This is a genomic window from Vreelandella glaciei (assembly GCF_013415125.1).
Lineage (GTDB): Bacteria > Pseudomonadota > Gammaproteobacteria > Pseudomonadales > Halomonadaceae > Vreelandella > Vreelandella glaciei.
Window position 1 is genome coordinate 88,857 of sequence record NZ_JACCDE010000019.1, and the last position, 16,172, is coordinate 105,028.

At 52.3% G+C, this 16,172-nt stretch carries 15 protein-coding genes; 6 read left to right on the forward strand and 9 right to left on the reverse strand.

The window, feature by feature from the left end; genetic code table 11:
- Positions 1 to 20: 20 nt before the first annotated feature.
- Positions 21 to 530, reverse strand: coding sequence for a hypothetical protein (locus HZS80_RS13775; RefSeq protein ID WP_179916402.1), 510 nt, complete (start codon positions 528 to 530; stop codon positions 21 to 23).
- 2 nt (positions 531 to 532) lie between these two features.
- Positions 533 to 1,255: an SURF1 family protein gene (locus HZS80_RS13780; RefSeq protein ID WP_179916403.1), complete on the reverse strand. Its 723-nt coding sequence runs from the start codon at positions 1,253 to 1,255 to the stop codon at positions 533 to 535.
- Here HZS80_RS13780 and HZS80_RS13785 point away from each other — a divergent pair.
- Positions 1,254 to 1,445, forward strand: coding sequence for a DUF2909 domain-containing protein (locus HZS80_RS13785; RefSeq protein ID WP_035555517.1), 192 nt, complete (start codon positions 1,254 to 1,256; stop codon positions 1,443 to 1,445). The two genes, HZS80_RS13780 and HZS80_RS13785, sit on opposite strands and share 2 nt — an antisense overlap.
- A gap of 5 nt (positions 1,446 to 1,450) precedes the next feature.
- On the opposite strand, the gene HZS80_RS13790 is transcribed toward HZS80_RS13785, so the two are convergent.
- From HZS80_RS13790 to HZS80_RS13810, 5 genes are all read right to left on the reverse strand, one after another.
- On the reverse strand, positions 1,451 to 2,311 hold the full coding sequence (locus HZS80_RS13790) for a cytochrome c oxidase subunit 3 (RefSeq protein WP_035555514.1): 861 nt from the start codon (positions 2,309 to 2,311) through the stop codon (positions 1,451 to 1,453).
- A complete protein-coding gene (locus tag HZS80_RS13795; RefSeq protein ID WP_035555511.1) occupies positions 2,308 to 2,943 on the reverse strand; it encodes a cytochrome c oxidase assembly protein in 636 nt (211 codons plus the stop codon). The genes HZS80_RS13790 and HZS80_RS13795 overlap by 4 nt, the downstream gene beginning before the upstream one ends.
- Positions 2,944 to 2,984: 41 nt before the next feature.
- Positions 2,985 to 4,619 (reverse strand): cytochrome c oxidase subunit I, encoded by a 1,635-nt coding sequence (ctaD, locus tag HZS80_RS13800; RefSeq protein ID WP_035555494.1) that lies wholly within the window; start codon positions 4,617 to 4,619, stop codon positions 2,985 to 2,987.
- Positions 4,620 to 4,667: 48 nt separating this feature from the next.
- A complete protein-coding gene (gene coxB / locus HZS80_RS13805) occupies positions 4,668 to 5,783 on the reverse strand; it encodes a cytochrome c oxidase subunit II (RefSeq protein WP_179916404.1) in 1,116 nt (371 codons plus the stop codon).
- 127 nt (positions 5,784 to 5,910) lie between these two features.
- On the reverse strand, positions 5,911 to 6,150 hold the full coding sequence (locus HZS80_RS13810) for a DUF2970 domain-containing protein (RefSeq protein WP_332870658.1): 240 nt from the start codon (positions 6,148 to 6,150) through the stop codon (positions 5,911 to 5,913).
- A gap of 134 nt (positions 6,151 to 6,284) precedes the next feature.
- Here HZS80_RS13810 and HZS80_RS13815 point away from each other — a divergent pair, with 134 nt between their 5' ends.
- Complete coding sequence (locus HZS80_RS13815; RefSeq protein ID WP_179916405.1) at positions 6,285 to 6,497, forward strand: hypothetical protein; 213 nt, start codon at positions 6,285 to 6,287, stop codon at positions 6,495 to 6,497.
- A gap of 27 nt (positions 6,498 to 6,524) precedes the next feature.
- On the opposite strand, the gene hrpB is transcribed toward HZS80_RS13815, so the two are convergent.
- Together hrpB and HZS80_RS13825 are read right to left on the reverse strand one after the other, a co-directional pair.
- Positions 6,525 to 8,963, reverse strand: a complete 2,439-nt coding sequence (gene hrpB / locus HZS80_RS13820; RefSeq protein ID WP_035555485.1) for an ATP-dependent helicase HrpB — start codon at positions 8,961 to 8,963, stop codon at positions 6,525 to 6,527.
- 7 nt (positions 8,964 to 8,970) lie between these two features.
- Positions 8,971 to 9,633, reverse strand: coding sequence for a TetR family transcriptional regulator C-terminal domain-containing protein (locus tag HZS80_RS13825; RefSeq protein ID WP_008957486.1), 663 nt, complete (start codon positions 9,631 to 9,633; stop codon positions 8,971 to 8,973).
- Between the two features lie 189 nt (positions 9,634 to 9,822).
- On the opposite strand from HZS80_RS13825, the gene xdhA reads away from it, so the two are divergent.
- From xdhA to guaD, 4 genes are read left to right on the forward strand one after another with little or no spacing between them, the layout of a single operon-like run.
- Positions 9,823 to 11,280: a xanthine dehydrogenase small subunit gene (xdhA, locus tag HZS80_RS13830; protein ID WP_179916406.1), complete on the forward strand. Its 1,458-nt coding sequence runs from the start codon at positions 9,823 to 9,825 to the stop codon at positions 11,278 to 11,280.
- Complete coding sequence (gene xdhB, locus HZS80_RS13835) at positions 11,264 to 13,687, forward strand: xanthine dehydrogenase molybdopterin binding subunit (protein WP_179916407.1); 2,424 nt, start codon at positions 11,264 to 11,266, stop codon at positions 13,685 to 13,687. The genes xdhA and xdhB overlap by 17 nt, the downstream gene beginning before the upstream one ends.
- Entirely contained in the window at positions 13,684 to 14,559 is an 876-nt protein-coding gene (xdhC, locus tag HZS80_RS13840) for a xanthine dehydrogenase accessory protein XdhC (RefSeq protein ID WP_179916408.1), read from the forward strand. Before xdhB ends, xdhC begins: the two co-directional genes overlap by 4 nt.
- A gap of 1 nt (position 14,560) precedes the next feature.
- Positions 14,561 to 15,880 carry a guanine deaminase gene (gene guaD, locus HZS80_RS13845; RefSeq protein ID WP_179916409.1) on the forward strand — a complete coding sequence of 440 codons (1,320 nt, stop codon included), beginning with the start codon at positions 14,561 to 14,563 and terminating at the stop codon, positions 15,878 to 15,880.
- Positions 15,881 to 16,172: the final 292 nt, after the last annotated feature.

Genomic DNA, 16,172 nt, shown 5'->3' on the forward strand with positions numbered 1-16,172 from the left:
ACAACAAAGATTAGTGCGCTTCATAGAGGGTTTACTTTAAAAAGATGCTGTATATCGTCAAGCACGTATTTGCTCGCGACGTTTTCATCAAATGCTAACGCCGGTCGTCCTGTAGGATCGAGCAACCACACTGAGTTTTCTTTTCGCCATGAAGGAAAACGCTGCCACTCACTAGTCACTTCGCCCGGCAATGGTTCAAGCCCCCCGCCGATGCGCAAACGCGTTAATCTTGGCGCCTCGCGTCCTAAAGCACGATGTAGCCGCCACAATTCATCCTGGCGAGTTTCACACTGCAGGGTGCAGTCAAATGCCAGAATCCATTTGTCTTCTTCACTCACGGCAGACGTTGTTAATGGCCATTCATGAAGAGCGGGTAATGCCAGGTCTACATCACCATGTGCCGTATGGTGATCGGGGATGCCAATACGGAACTCGACCATTCCCCAGGCAGCAACCACGGGAGCCGCGAATATCGCAAAGATCAGCATTAATTTGAGCCGCTGGCGCCGGATATATTTAGCTTCCTGCATATTTATTCACCCTGCTTATTTTTACTCAGTAACGACTCTTCTTGAGTTGCATCGCAACGCAATTTTCGCCCCCCAAAAAACATTACCACCAGGGCCGCCAGGGCCAGCCCCCACCACTGAAACGCATACCCTATATGCCGGCTGGGCGGCATAACACTGGCTTCCCACCAAGGAATCAGAACGCCATCGCCCTCACTAGCATGCACCCAGCCCGCATAGCTAAACGACCCTAACGAAGCACGCCAAGGTTCAAGACTTAACTGCTGCAACCTGACACCTTCTCTATTTTCTCCATATAGTGGCCCGCCCTCTTGTACTTCCTGCCACTCACCGGTCAACTCAACACTGCCACTTGGAGTAGTGGCTTGGGGTGGGTCACGATGAGGCCCCGTTGCTAAAAAGCCTCGCTGCACCAACCAAAGCTGACCGAAGCTATCACGCAGTGGCGTTAGTACTGCTACCCCTAACCTTCCCTCTACAGTCCGATTATCTAAATAGAGGGTATGCTCTGCCAAGTACTCACCCCGTAGGGTTACCTCTGCTCCTTGGGCTGGCTGCACGGTAGGTTGTACCAATGCAGGTGCCGTTTCGCGAACGGCCAATGCTAATCGCTTGTCATCTGCCCGCTCCCACTGCCATAGTCCTAAATAGGCGCCTAATGCCACCACCAAACTCCAGAAAAAACACCAGCTATAAAAACGCCATTGTCGAGAGGTTTTCATCATGTGGTTACAACTACTCATTGCCGCTGTATTCGTAGCGATGGTTATCAGCCTCGCCATGGGAGCTGGCTTTTTGCTGCGTGATCACTCTTCGTCTCGCCGCTTGCTTGTGTCTCTTAAATGGCGTATCGGACTTGCTTGTTTATTAATGATTCTCATCATATTTGGCTTTTGGTCCGGCCAGCTAGGCTAGGCAATTTATAAAACGTAAACGAAAATAAAGAGTCCAACCCATACCACATCAACGAAATGCCAATACCAACATGAGGCTTCAAAACCAAAATGATTTTCATCGGCAAAATGGCCTTTCACTATTCGTACTAACATGGTGGCAAGAATGATTGTGCCGATAATCACATGCAACCCATGAAAGCCGGTCAATATAAAGAACGTTGCGCCAAAAATACCGGCTTCCAATGTAATACCGTAATGCGCGTAAGCCTCATAATATTCAATGCCTTGAATCATTATAAAGCAGCACCCTAATAGCACGGTACCGGTTAGCCAGTTACGACATGTCCGCCGGTAACCGACTTTTAAAGCCTCATGGGCAACTGTTAGCGTGATACTTGAAGTGATCAAAATTAGCGTATTAACGAGAGGAAGTTGCCAGGGGCTAAAAACTTGTTGAGGGCCAGCAATTGAAGCATCGGGTGGGTTCAGCAGGGGCCATGTAGCAACAAAATCTGGCCACAGTAACGCTGAAACCCCTTTAGCGCCCTCACCACCCAGCCAAGGAAGGGTGAACATCCTTACGTAAAACAACGCCCCAAAAAAAGCGGCGAAAAACATGACTTCTGAAAAAATAAACCAACCCATGCCCCAGCGAAACGAACGATCCATTTGAGCATCGTAAAGCCCACCACGAGACTCACTGATCACATCCCGAAACCATAGCCCCATCACAGCCACTATGCCCAACACGCCTATTAAAACCAGCGGCAGCCCAGTATCGTACACGAGCTTAATGCCGATTCCGGCCATCATTGCACCGAGTGCCACCGAACCGAGAACAGGCCACCGACTACTCGCTGGAACGTAATAGCTACCACTGCTCATATCGTTTCTCCCGCCGCGTTATTGTTCTTTGCTTCGTTTTTGGGATCGTTCTTAACACCGTGATTGATTATATTATTCAGTGAGGCGGTCTGTATCGCACGTTCAATGGGATACAGGGTATACACCAGCGTGATGGTATTAATATCTGCTGGAAGATCTCGCGCCAACTGAAACACTAACGGGATCGTCAAGCGCTCATTACCCTGCAACTGTTGCTCTTCAAAACAGAAACAGCTTACTTTGCGTAAATGGCGCGTTGCATTTGAAGGGGAAACGCTAGGTACTGCCTGCCCCCAACTTTCTTTATGACTATTATTAGTAAACGTAAAGTCGACTTCTGCCGTTTGCCCCGGATGCACGCTCATTTGATGCATTTCAACGCTCATCTGCCACGGTAAGCCTGGGCTGCCCCGCGTTATAAATTGCACATTAATGTAACGGGACTCATCTACCTCTTCGTGCACGATACTTTGTGCCGTAGCATCAACCTTGCCATTGATGCCGGTAATTTGACAAAACACGTCATACAACGGAACTAGCGCAAACGCAAAGGCGAACATACCCACTAGCACAGCCATTGTTCTAATAACTGTTCGACGCACGCCTACTTGGTTTTGCTCTCGACTTTCCATAACACCTCTGGGCCTACTGGCCTGTGTGGTTTATGTCATTTTTAATGGGAAGTACGATGAAAAACCGGCGGTGTTTCAAAGGTGTGCAAGGGTGCGGGACAAGGGACTGTCCACTCTAAATCTTCCGCGCCCTCCCAAGCTTTTGCTGGCGCTTTTTTACCTCCCCGAACGCACAGGATGATGCCTAAAACAAATAGCAACTGTGAGGCGCCAAAGAAGAAAGCACCAATACTGGAAAGTAAGTTAAAGTCGGCAAACTGAAGAGCATAATCGGGAATACGGCGCGGCATACCGGCTAACCCAGCGAAATGCATGGGGAAGAAGGTTAGGTTGACACCGATAATCGAAAACCAGAAATGCCACTGGGCAAGCCGTTCGTTAGGGTAATGCCCTGTCCATTTCGGCAACCAATAATAAACACCTGCCATGATGGCAAAGATGGCCCCAGGGACTAACACATAGTGAAAGTGGGCAACGACGAAGTAAGTATCATGATATTGAAAATCCGCAGGCGCGATCGCCAACATTAGCCCTGAAAAGCCACCAATAGTGAACAGCACGACAAAGGCAAGGGCAAATAGCATCGGCGATTCAAAACTGATTGAGCCACGAAACAGCGTAGTGACCCAATTAAACACTTTCACCCCAGTAGGTACGGCAATCAGCATCGTTGTATACATAAAAAACAGCTCTGCTACTAAAGGCATCCCTACCACAAACATATGATGAGCCCAGACCAAAAACGATAGAAACGCAATCGCCGCTGTGGCATAAACCATTGATGCATAACCAAACAACGGTTTTCGTGCAAAAGTTGGTATGATCGCAGAGACAATACCAAAGGCGGGCAGGATCATGATGTACACTTCAGGATGGCCAAACGTCCAGAAGAGATGCTGAAATAGAACTGGGTCGCCCCCACCCGCCGCGTTAAAGAAACTTGTGCCAAAATTAATATCCATAAGCATCATGGTGATAACTGCCGCTAAAACCGGCATTACCGCGATCAGCAGAAAGGCCGTAATTAACCAGGTCCAGACAAAAAGCGGCATATCCATTAAACGCATGCCCGGTGCACGCATGTTTAAAATAGTTGCGATGATATTAATTGCCCCTAATATCGAACTGATGCCCGCAAGGTGTAATGAAAGTATAAAAAAGGTCGTAGAGGGAGGCGCATAGTTGGTCGATAGCGGCGCATAAAAAGTCCAGCCGAAATTTGGACCGCCACCTGGCATCAAAAGAGTTGAAAGCAGTAGCGTAAAGGCAACCGGAAGCAGCCAGAAACTGAAGTTGTTCAATCGAGGTAGCGCCATGTCTGGCGCGCCGATCTGCAGCGGAATCATCCAGTTAGCTAACCCAGTGAATGCCGGCATTACGGCGGCAAACACCATGATCAAACCATGCATCGTGGTCATCTGGTTAAAAAATTCAGGCTGGACTAACTGGAGACCCGGTTGGAAAAGCTCGGCCCTCACCACCAAGGCAAAGATACCGCCAACAAAAAACATTGTTAGTGAGAAAATCAGGTAAAGAGAGCCAATCTCTTTATGATTTGTGGTCAATAACCAGCGTAATATACCTTTCGGCGGCGCAGGATGGGCATGGCTTTGCCCATCGGCGACGGCGGTAGTGCTATGTTGCACATGTGGCTGAGGGGGCAGTTTGGGCGACATGATACTCTCCGAAATATTGTAGTTGTCTAAATAAGTGGCGCATCAGCATTATTGGGCAATTAACTCAGCTACTTCTGAAGGCTGCACCACATCTCCCGTATCGTTACCCCAAGCATTTCGCGTATAAGTTACTACAGCAGCAATTTCCACTGGATTTAAGGTGCTACGAAAAGCTGGCATTGCAGCACCCGAAACACCGTTGATTACTTTATCGAGATGCCAATCTACATCTTCTATAAGCTGTTGGTTATTTGCCAGCGCCGGGAAAGCGGGGGGCGAACCCTGCCCTTCAGCTTGGTGACAAGAAGAACAGATTGCTTGGTAAACTGATTCACCACGTTCCGCTAGCTCTTCCATACCCCACTCACGATCGACTCCCATTGCCTCTTCTGCAGCCGCTTCTTTGCGCTTGGCAAGCCAACCCTCAAACTCCTCTTCTTCCATTGCATGGACCACAACGGGCATAAACCCATGATTGACACCACAAAGCTCCGTGCACTGCCCACGGTATATACCAGGCTCATTGATTTTTACCCAATTTTCATTGATAAAGCCTGGAATTGTGTCTTGTTTAACCGCCAAGTCAGGCACCCACCATGAGTGAATAACGTCATCTGATGTCATCAAAAAACGCACTTTACGATTGATAGGTAGCACGAGCGGCTCATCCACTTCTAATAAATAGTGCTCTCCTCGCGTCTCAGCGCCACTGATTTGAGTCCGAGGGGTACTCATATTCGAATTAAAAGCGACATCCTCCCCCAGATATTCATAACGCCAACGCCACTGCTGTCCCGTGATCATGACATCTAGCTCTGCATCTGAAGAGTCGTACATATTTTTTAGCGTTGCGGTAGCAGGGACAGCCATGCCAACCAGAATCAAGACAGGAATAGCCGTCCAAAGCACTTCTACACTGGTGTGCTCATGAAAGTTGGCGGCTTTGGCGCCTTTGGAGTGGCGGTAGCGAAAGAGGGAGTAAAACATAGCACCAAACACGACGAGGCCGATCACGACACATACCCAAAAAATCGTCATGTGAAGGCCAAAGATATCGGCACTAATATCGGTTACACCAACAGGCATATTCCAATCATTGGCATTAGCCTGCGACCCGCTCGCAGAAAGGGAAATGACTAATAGCCACCGCCACGCTGATTGCATAGAAACCTCCAGACTTATTGTTGTTATCTCCTGCCTTTAGATGAGGACAGGATTAAATGAGATATTAGCAGTATAGAAAATATGTGCCATTCGTCACGCTTTGCTTACTTAACGCTATCAACGCTTTTCAGCGGGCAGCAAACGTTGCCAAAACGATAAGCACCAAAACGAACAGCAATGTAATGACTATCCCAGTAACGATGTACGCTGCAGGCTTGCCACTACTAAAGTCTTCCTGTCGCTTTTGGTTACTCTGGACCCCAAGCAAGGCCGCTAATACTGACTTCACCACTGACCACATAAAACCTCCGATTAGGGCTGGTGTGACAACGCACATTGAGGATTCATGGTTAACATTCATTATCATAGACAGACAAAGGTATTACGTTTGGATAAACGGAAAAAATCTAAGCATTTACAGGCAGGTAAATGGCAATCTATAGTTCCGATTATGCGATACTAATTTCCCCCAGGATCAAGCGCCACCCAATGGAGTGACTTATGCTCAAGCGCCACCTCGCCTTACCCATCACACTGTTTGTGATTATTCCACTGCTACTGGCAGGCTGTACGACTTACACTTGGCCGGATGGGTCTCAGGAAACCGTCATCGGCGTGGTGCCTGAAGAAGAGAATCAACGCTATGAGGAAGAACGCGTAGATGGCGTGCGCTATCGCATTCCAGATGAAACCCCGGAAAAGCGCAGCGAGTAATTAGCGAAGTGTAGGTAGCGAAACCGGTCACGCCTTTCGCTTGGTATGCGCGGTAGCGGGTGCTGTCAATGGGTCTTCAGGCCAGGGGTGCTTTGGATAGCGACCGCGCATCTCTTTGCGCACTTCGGGGTAACCCTTTTGCCAAAAACTAACTAAGTCCTGGGTGACTTGCAACGGCCGACGCGCGGGTGAAAGCAGATGGATCATTACGGCAACGGCACCATCAACAACGGTGGGCGTTACCCGCCAGCCAAAGGCCTCTTGCAGTTTCAACGCTAACACAGGCGGCCGCTGGGAAAGACACGGCAAGTAGTCTAAGCCAACCTGTTTGCCGCTAGGCACCTCTAGCGCTAACGGGGTTAACCGCTCGAATTCACTTTGTGCTTCCCAGGTCAGTGAATTGAGCAAATAGCGCTCTAGCGGCAATTTCTCAATTTGACTCAACCGTTTAATACCGATTAGGTAAGGGCCTAGCCAGCTCTCTAATGAGGCTAATAGCACCGGCTCGGACCAGTCGGGCCACTCGTCACCCTGGTACTCGCGAAGTAGCGCCATTCGACCGCGCAACTGCTGTAAATTATCGCCAAATAACTGCTCGGGCCGCTGGCGTAGTGCATTCAATAGCGCCTCTTTCACCGCGTCCTCGGGTAAGTCTGCTAAAAGTCGTTTGGCAATGACGAGGCTGCCGTGTGCTTGCACCTCTTCACCCATTAAACGGCCCTGCTCTTGCGACCACGCAACTCGTGGCTGCCATTGGCGAATACCAGGATATAGCGAAAGCAGCGACTCAAGTGATAACGGTTCGCCTGAGATGATCCGCGCCTGGTCGCCAGCCACGCCATTTAATGCAACGGCGACACCGTAGGCTTGATGCGCCAACGTATCGTTTAACGGCAGTGTAGCGGTTTTGCCATTGGCCAGTCGAAACTTACCAGGCTCTATTAACTGGCCGATGCGTTCTGGGTATGCCAGTGCCAAGAGCGGCCCAAGCGGTTGGAATATGGCCTCATCAAGCACGACCCCTGCTTTCCTAGCAAGCCTAAGGGCTTCGCGCTGCCATTGAGGAAAACGTTTAGGCTGACTGAGCCGGAGTGCTAACGCATCATGCAGCGAGCGCTCTGAGCTGTCACGCTCCTCCAGTAGGGCTGCTAGCCCACAGGCCAGGGAAACAGCATTGAATTCTGCAGCACGTTCCAGCATCACGGCTATTCGCGGTTCGACTGGCCATTGGGCACAGCGACTGCCCAAGGGGGTTAGCCTGTGCTGCTCGTCTAATATACCAAGCTGCACTAAAAGCGCTTGACCACTGCGCCAAGCACTTTCTGGCGGCGGCGTCACCCAACTCAGCTCATGGGGCGATGCTACCCCCCAACACGCCAGCTCAAGCACCAGCGATGAGAGTTCCGCTTGCTGAATTTCTGGTTCACCGTAAGCTGTTAGTGGCTGCTCATGGGCCCAGAGCCGAAAACAGACGCCCTCCCGTTGCCGGCCTGCGCGACCCCGCCGCTGGTCGGCGCTAGCACGGTTGATTCGTCGTGTGGTTAACCACGTTAGGCCCGTGCGCGGCTGAAAAAGCGGCACTCGCTCTAAGCCACCGTCAATCACTACATTGACGCCATCCACCGTAATGCTAGATTCGGTAATCGCAGTGGAGACAATAATACGCTGTTGTGAAGTGTTTGCTGCTAATGCCGCTTGTTGCTGCGCGATACTCATCCTACCGTGCAGCGGTCGTATCGCGAGGTCAGGTAGCGCCCTTTCCAACGCTTGTACTAGCCGATTTATCTCGGCCACGCCCGGCAAGATCACTAATACATCCTGCGTATCAGGCATTAAAAGCGCTTCATTGACTACGCGAAGAGCATGGCTAACACTCTCCTCGCTATTTAAGGAAGGACGATAAAGCATTGTCACCGGATACTGGCGACCATGACACACGATGGTGGGTACCTGCTCCCCTAACACTCGCCTGAGCGCCTTGATGTCCAGCGTTGCCGACATTACCAGCAGGCGTAAATCGTCACGAATACTGCTTTGCACATCCAGCGTAAGCGCCAACCCTACATCGGCGTCTAAACTTCGCTCATGGAATTCATCAAAGATGATCCCGGCCACGCCTTCCAGCAGCGGGTCATCCTGCAGCATGCGAGTAAGCACCCCTTGAGTAACAACTTCTAAGCGAGTTTGCGCGCTAACACAGCTATCGCCGCGCATGCGATAGCCCACTGTCTGACCGACCTTTTCGCCTAACTGCTGAGCCATATAGTTAGCCGCCAATCGCGCGGCGACTCGCCGTGGCTCTAGCAAAAGCAGCTTCTGCCCTTTTACCCAATCGGCCCTAAGCAGAGCAAGCGGGACACGGGTAGTTTTGCCAGCGCCTGGCTGGGCAATCAGCATCAGACGGTTGCTGGTAACCAGGACGTTTTTAACGTGATCAAGATGCTGATCAATCGGCAAATCGCTCATTTAGCACTCACTTTTCCACCAAGTGAGCGTTAGTACTTGCCTGAGTGATTCCGCACCCTTTTAGGATAACGTGCTCAAGAAAGGCTGAAATTGATTCAACATCCTCTTCAGTTAATGCATCTCGGCCTAGAATACCGCTTACCTGAGCGCTATATTCAGTGTAGTGCTGGGTAGCAGACCAAATTAAGAAGATTAGCCACTTGGGATCGACGGTGTCCATTTTACCTTGCGCAGACCACTGGCGAATGATCGCGGCACGAGAAGCCACCCATTCACGCAGTTCACCGGCCAGATAGTCACTCAAGAAGGGAGCGCCGGCTAAAATTTCCGCTGCAAACAGTTTTGAGCCTTCGGGGTAGCGCTGACCAAGCACCATTTTGGCGCGGATAAAATCACTCAGCACAGTCGCTGGATCACTCTCCGGGGTAATATCTTCAAGCACCTTGTTCCAGCGATGCATCATGCGGTTAAGCAGTCGCACATAAAGCGCCTGCTTACTTCCCATGTAGTACAAAATATTAGCCTTAGGGAGACCGGCCCGATCAGCGATCACTTGCAAGCTCGCTCCACGGTAACCGTACTGAGAAAACACTTCTTCAGCGGCCATCAGAATATTTGTCTCAACTTTTTCACGGCTGGGGCTTTCATGAGTGACGGATACAGCGGTCATTTACAATGTCCCTTAATAAGCGTCGGCGGGTAGGCTTGTCGCCCCAAATAGAGGCATTTCGCATAAGCTTGCCCCACTCCCGTGCAGCGATCAAATACTTGCAAGGCAGACCATTTTGTCTCAAGCTCAACTTATATTGACCGATCGGTCAGCACAATCCCAGGCTATACAACAACAGTGGAGTTTGGCATGGCAACGATTGCGTTCCTGCTCAATGGTGCCCCCCACCAGTGTGAGGTTTCACCGAACACGAGCATTTTAACCTTATTACGCGAGCATTTGGCGTTAACAGGCACCAAAGAGGGCTGCGCATCGGGTGACTGCGGTGCTTGTACCGTAGCAATTGGCGAGCAAAACGCTGACACCCACACGTTTACCAGTGCCAACGCCTGTATCACACCAGCCCATCAACTTCAGGGTAGGCATTTAGTCACCGTTGAAGGGCTAGCTAAAGAGGGACGTCTGCACCCAGCCCAAGAAGCGATGATCGAATGCCATGGTAGCCAGTGTGGTTTTTGCACGCCGGGCATTGTTATGTCACTTTTCACACTGCATAACGACCTTACCCAGCGGCCTGCTCCGCTAACCCCAGAACGCCTTGAAGCAGCCCTGGGTGGCAACTTGTGCCGTTGCACGGGCTATCGCCCTATCCGGGATGCTGCGCTGCGCATGAATGATATGCCCTATGAGCGCCCCCAATGGCAAGACGCGGCGCTGTCAACGTCAGAAAATGATGCTGAAATAACAGTCCCTACAGCGAAAACACCTTTTTTTGCCCAGCCCCTCTCCTTGACAGCCCTAACACGGCTGCGCCAAGAAGCCCCTCAGGCACGCTTGGTGGCAGGAGGCACAGACCTTTGGTTGGAAAGCACGCAGCGCTTGGCTTCGCTTGATCAGTTGATTGATGTTTCTCGCGTTGCCGAACTGTTAACAGTAGCAGCGACAACGTTTGAAGGACAACCTGGCTGGTGGATTGGCGCCGGGGTCACCTATACTCAGCTTGAACCACTGTTTGAAGAGCACTTCCCCGCCTTTGCTCATCTGCTGCACCGATTAGGCTCTCAGCAGATCCGTAACCGGGGAACGCTGGGTGGCAATATCGCCAATGCCTCTCCTATTGGTGATACGCCACCCGTGCTACTTGCCTTGGGTGCTCAGGTGGAACTTGCCAGCACCAACGGCAAGCGTTGCTTAGTGCTAGAGGATTTCTTCCTCGATTACAAAAAGACCGCTTTGGCGGCTGATGAAGTCGTTTCGCGGATTTTCATTCCGCAGCCGGTTGAGGACAGTCAACTACGCGTCTGGAAGTTATCCAAGCGTCGTGAAGATGATATTTCCGCGCTAATCGGTGCCTTCAGCTACCGCATTGAACAAGGTACCTTGCAGGATGTACGCATCGCTTTTGGGGGAATGGCCGCTACTCCCAAGCGCGCGAAAGCTGCTGAAGCAGCGCTCGAAGGGAGCACCTTAACTGCGGAAACTTTTCGCGCCGCTCAGCAGGCACTCGATGACGACTTCCAGCCCATGAGTGATGTGCGGGGCAGTCAGCATTATCGCCAGCAAGCCGCCAAGAACCTGATTGAACGCCTCTATCTCTCCCTTTCAGTGTCCGACCACGAGGTGATGCTCCATGCGTACGCTCACTAAACTGGACGGCGATAGCAGCCGTGCCCGCCGTGAACTGCACGACCACATTCAAGGCTCTGGCCCCTTGGCGCGCCATACGGTCGACAGTAGTGGCCAGCGACAGGCGGGAAGCGCAAGCTTTCACGAGAGTGCGGAAAAGCACGTCACCGGCAAGGCCGCTTATATTGACGACTTTTTACTGCCTGCCGACGCGCTCCATGTAGCGCTTGGCCTATCGCCCGTGGCCCACGGCACCTTAACGCAGCTCGATCTCCGCAAGGTTAAAGAGGCCCCAGGGGTAGTCGATGCCATTACCTTTCATGAAGTGCCAGGGCATACCGATATCGGGCCGGTCTTTCCGGGCGATCCTATTTTTGTCGATCAAGCGATCAGCTATGCAGGTCAATGCCTCTTCGCCGTGGCGGCAACGTCGCTGCAGGCGGCACGCCGTGCCGTCACGTTAGCCACCATTAGCATCAATGAGCAGCCTGCCAGCTTAGACCCAGTGGGCGCGACGGAGCGTGAAGAGTTTGTGCGCCCGACTCATGTGCAGACCCGTGGTGATTGGCAGCAGGCGCTTGATCAAGCGGAACAGATTGTTGAAGGCGAGTTATTCGTCGGCGGACAAGAGCACTTCTATCTGGAAGGCCAGGCCTGCGTGGTTCATCCCACCGAGGATGAGGGCGTTATCGTCCATACTTCCAACCAGCACCCCAGCGAAACCCAGAAGCTGGTGGCGGAGGTGCTCGATATCCCTTTTCATGCGGTGACCGTCGAAGTCCGTCGTATGGGCGGTGGCTTTGGTGGCAAAGAGACTCAGGCGTCTCCCTGGGCGTGTATTGCCGCAATTATTGCTCGCCGCACCGGCAAGACGGTTCGCCTGCGCTTACCACGCAGCGACGATATGCACGTCACGGGGAAACGCCACCCCTTTCATAATCGCTACCGGCTCGCCATTGACGCTGAAGGCGTTATTCAGGGTGGCGAGATCACGGTGATTGGTGACTGCGGCTACTCGCCGGATCTCTCCGACGCTATCGTTGATCGCGCTATGTTCCACGCCGACAACGCTTACTCGCTGGGGGATGCCCAGGTAGTCGGTCATCGAGCAAAAACCCATACCGCCTCTAATACCGCATTCCGGGGCTTTGGTGGCCCCCAAGGGATGATGATTATCGAAGCGGCCATGGATGATATTGCCCGCCAGATTGGTGAAGACCCACTGACTGTACGTAAGCGCAACTTCTACCGCGATGGCCGCGAGGTGACTCACTACGGCCAGCAGGTCGACCAGCGGCAACTCCTCCATACACTCGTTGAAACCCTCGAAAGTGACAGCGATTACTGGGCACGGCGCAAAACGGTCAGTGACTTCAACGCCACCAGTCCTGTTATTAAAAAAGGACTGGCACTTACCCCGGTTAAATTTGGCATTTCGTTTACCGCCCAGCATCTTAATCAGGCTGGCGCCCTTCTGCATGTTTACACCGACGGCAGCGTGATGATCAATCACGGCGGCACCGAGATGGGCCAAGGGCTACATACTAAAATTTGTCAGGTGGTGGCTCGTGAGCTGGGCCTGGATCTGGAGAAGGTACGCATTACCGCTACGCGAACCGATAAAGTCCCCAATACATCTCCCACCGCTGCCTCTAGCGGAGCTGACTTAAACGGTATGGCCGCGCGGGATGCCGCCAGTAAACTGCGTGAACGCTTATTTGACTTCGCTGCAGTGCACTTTGCGGAGGGCCTAGACCGTGAAGGTATGCGCTTAGAAGAAGGCATGTTGGTAGCAGGAATCGGAGAGAGCGAACGCCGCATTCCTTGGGGTGAGTTGGTGCAAACAGCCTACTTAAATCGCATATCGCTATCTGAAAAAGGTTTCTACGCCACACCGCTTATTCACTACGATCGTTCAGTTGGTCAAGGCCGACCCTTCTACTACTACGCGTTTGGCGCGGCAGTGGCAGAGGTAAGTGTGGATACCTTGAGCGGTGAGTATCAGGTAGACCGTGTCGATATATTGCACGACGTGGGAGATTCACTAAATCCTGCCATTGATATTGGTCAGGTGGAGGGCGGCTTTATTCAAGGAATGGGCTGGTTGACCAGTGAAGAGCTAAAGTGGAACGACAAAGGCGTACTTGTCAGCGATGGGCCGGCGACCTATAAAATCCCTACCTTTGGCGACCTACCGCCCATCTTCAATGTTGCGCTATTGGAGGGGCACCCCAACTCCATGGCCAGTCTCTACCGCTCAAAAGCAGTGGGTGAGCCCCCTTTTATGCTGGGGATTTGTGTCTGGTCGGCGCTGCGTGATGCGCTATCGAGCCTGACTGATTACGCCATCTCTCCCCACTTAGATACACCGGCCACACCGGAGCGGGTCATGCTGGCAGCCAACGCGATCAGGAAGAAAGCGCTGTGAGTTCTAGTCAACACCCAGAAAGCTGGCATGCGGCGCTACACCGCTTACAGCGCGATGGCATACCCCATGTACTAGCCACTCAAGTGACCAGCGCAGGCTCAACACCCCGCGAGCCTGGCGCACGCATGGTGATCACCGACGATGCGATTTTCGATACGCTAGGTGGCGGTACCTTTGAGTGGCAAACCATTACCGCTGCACGTGGATGTTTGACAGAACAGCGCTATGGCCTCAGCTTGGAAGCCTTCTCTCTGGGCGGACGAAGCGGCCAGTGCTGTGGAGGATTTGTGAATATCCTCTTGGAAGCCTTTCCAGGCACTACAACAAACATCGCGATTTTTGGTGCAGGCCATGTAGGGCAGCAAATTGTAAAGCTAAGTGCGCCGCTTCCCTGGCAGTTGCACTGGTACGATAGTCGAAGCGATGCGTTTGCCGAACAGTACCAGCAGCAGCCGCGACTTAGCTGTTATTCACTCCAAGACGCACAGCAAAGTGTTGCCGCCTTGCCTGCTGATAGCCACGCGCTGGTATTGACGCACAACCACGACGAAGACTATGCGCTGATCAAAACGCTGATCGAGCGCGATGACGTCGCATCGATTGGGCTGATTGGTTCGGACAGCAAATGGGCGAGCTTTGAAGGACGTCTTAAGCGCGAGGGTTACTCCGCCGATCAAATGGCGCGGGTGCGAAGCCCCATCGGGCGCATTCACGACACTAAGCTGAGTAATAAAACGCCCTATGCGATTGCTTTAACGGTGGTGGCTGAACTGCTTTGGCTAACGGACACGCCCTCCTCTCAAGAAAATCGCGGCCTTGACTCCCAGGCAGTGCGAACGCTAATGACCGACTCTCCGACGACCCCGAGTTAATATGAATTCTTCTACCGATACGTTCATTCGTGCCGAATTGATTAGTTTTGTCCGCGACCCTGGCGATGGCAATACGCCCGAACCGGGCAGTTTAGAGCATTACGGCGACGGCTTGCTGTGGTTGAAAGGCCAGCATATTCATGCCGTCGGCCATTTCGCCGAGCTCTCACCTTCACTACCCAAAGGGGCTGACGTTCTCGATTATCGTGACAAACTGATTATGCCGGGGTTTATCGATACCCACGTGCACTATGTCCAGCTGGATATCATGGCTTCTTATGGCCGCCAACTGCTTGACTGGCTAAACGACTACACCTTTCCTGAAGAGTGTCGCTTTGCTAATCATGCCCATGCAGAAGCGCTGTCTAACGCTTTTTTGGATGAGATGCTACGTGCGGGCACTACCACTGCCCAGGTATTCGGCTCTAGCCATCCCGGCTCCGTAGATGCATTTTTCACCGCCTGTCAAAAACGTCAGCTGCGCATGCTGGTAGGTAAAGTATTGATGGATCGCAATGGGCCAGAGGCACTCATGGATGGTGCATCAGGTATTGCTGACAGCGAGCGGCTTATTGAAGATTGGCACGGCAAAGGCCGCCTGGGCTATAGCGTCACACCGCGCTTTGCGCCTACATCGACCAAAACGCAGATGGATGCGGCAGGCGCCCTGCTTCGTAATGATCCAAGTCTCTGGTTACAGACCCATTTGGCTGAAAACAGCGGTGAGTTGGACTGGGTAGCCGAACTGTTTCCAGGTAGCCGCGACTATTTGGCCGTTTATGAGAAAGCAGGTCTCGTTGGCCCACGCAGTACCTTTGCCCACGGTATTCATCTCGATAACGGTATGCGCAAGCGATTGGCGGATCGAGGCGCCAATATTGCCTTTTGCCCCAGCTCCAATCTCTTTCTTGGCAGCGGTTTATTTGACCGTGAGGCCGCCAAACAGACGGGTATGGCATTTACCTTTGCCAGCGATATCGGTGCAGGCACTGACTTATCGGGCTTTGGCACGCTGAAAGCGGCCTATCAAGTGGGTCAACTAGGTGGCCAACCGCTTACTGCCTGGCAAGGCTTTTATGGTTTAACCAAGGGGAATGCAAAAGCACTCTCGCTGGATAGCCACATCGGTCAGTTAGCTCCCTCACTTGAGGCTGACTTTGTGGTGATTGACACCCAGGCAACATCGCTGCTGTCTCGACGTATCAGTCATTGCACCACGCTCGGCGAGCGGTTATTCGCGTTAATGATGCTGGCGGATGATCGTGCTATTTATGAGACATGGGCAGGTGGGCAATGCCAGCATCGTAGAGATACTATCTAATCACAGTGCAACGGTGGCAGCTTCAGCTCACGATGACGGGTGCCACCGAAAGTTGAGATGGCCACGTCGCTGCGCTCCTCGCCATGACATGCGCGGGCCACAGCCAGTGACTCTCCATGTGTCATCGCGAGCGAAGCGTGGCGATCTCGAGGTTTCTTACCGTCGCAGGACGAGATGGCCGCGTCGCTGCGCTCCTCGCCATGACATGGCTTTTTTCTTTCCTTCCAGGCAACAAAAAACCCAGCCGGGTGGCTGGGTTTTCTGCGGTATAGGTGCCTGACGATGACCTACT

What these genes read in the sequence shown, in the direction of transcription:
- HZS80_RS13825 (WP_008957486.1), bottom strand. Translation starts at nt 9,633, where the DNA reads ATGACCGCTGTATCCGTCACTCATGAAAGCCCCAGCCGTGAAAAAGTT.
- HZS80_RS13785 (WP_035555517.1), top strand. Translation starts at nt 1,254, where the DNA reads ATGTGGTTACAACTACTCATTGCCGCTGTATTCGTAGCGATGGTTATC.
- coxB (WP_179916404.1), bottom strand. Translation starts at nt 5,783, where the DNA reads ATGCAATCAGCGTGGCGGTGGCTATTAGTCATTTCCCTTTCTGCGAGC.
- xdhA (WP_179916406.1), top strand. Translation starts at nt 9,823, where the DNA reads ATGGCAACGATTGCGTTCCTGCTCAATGGTGCCCCCCACCAGTGTGAG.
- HZS80_RS13775 (WP_179916402.1), bottom strand. Translation starts at nt 530, where the DNA reads ATGCAGGAAGCTAAATATATCCGGCGCCAGCGGCTCAAATTAATGCTG.
- ctaD (WP_035555494.1), bottom strand. Translation starts at nt 4,619, where the DNA reads ATGTCGCCCAAACTGCCCCCTCAGCCACATGTGCAACATAGCACTACC.
- HZS80_RS13815 (WP_179916405.1), top strand. Translation starts at nt 6,285, where the DNA reads ATGCTCAAGCGCCACCTCGCCTTACCCATCACACTGTTTGTGATTATT.
- hrpB (WP_035555485.1), bottom strand. Translation starts at nt 8,963, where the DNA reads ATGAGCGATTTGCCGATTGATCAGCATCTTGATCACGTTAAAAACGTC.
- HZS80_RS13810 (WP_332870658.1), bottom strand. Translation starts at nt 6,150, where the DNA reads ATGATAATGAATGTTAACCATGAATCCTCAATGTGCGTTGTCACACCA.
- HZS80_RS13795 (WP_035555511.1), bottom strand. Translation starts at nt 2,943, where the DNA reads ATGGAAAGTCGAGAGCAAAACCAAGTAGGCGTGCGTCGAACAGTTATT.
- guaD (WP_179916409.1), top strand. Translation starts at nt 14,561, where the DNA reads ATGAATTCTTCTACCGATACGTTCATTCGTGCCGAATTGATTAGTTTT.
- HZS80_RS13790 (WP_035555514.1), bottom strand. Translation starts at nt 2,311, where the DNA reads ATGAGCAGTGGTAGCTATTACGTTCCAGCGAGTAGTCGGTGGCCTGTT.
- HZS80_RS13780 (WP_179916403.1), bottom strand. Translation starts at nt 1,255, where the DNA reads ATGATGAAAACCTCTCGACAATGGCGTTTTTATAGCTGGTGTTTTTTC.
- xdhB (WP_179916407.1), top strand. Translation starts at nt 11,264, where the DNA reads ATGCGTACGCTCACTAAACTGGACGGCGATAGCAGCCGTGCCCGCCGT.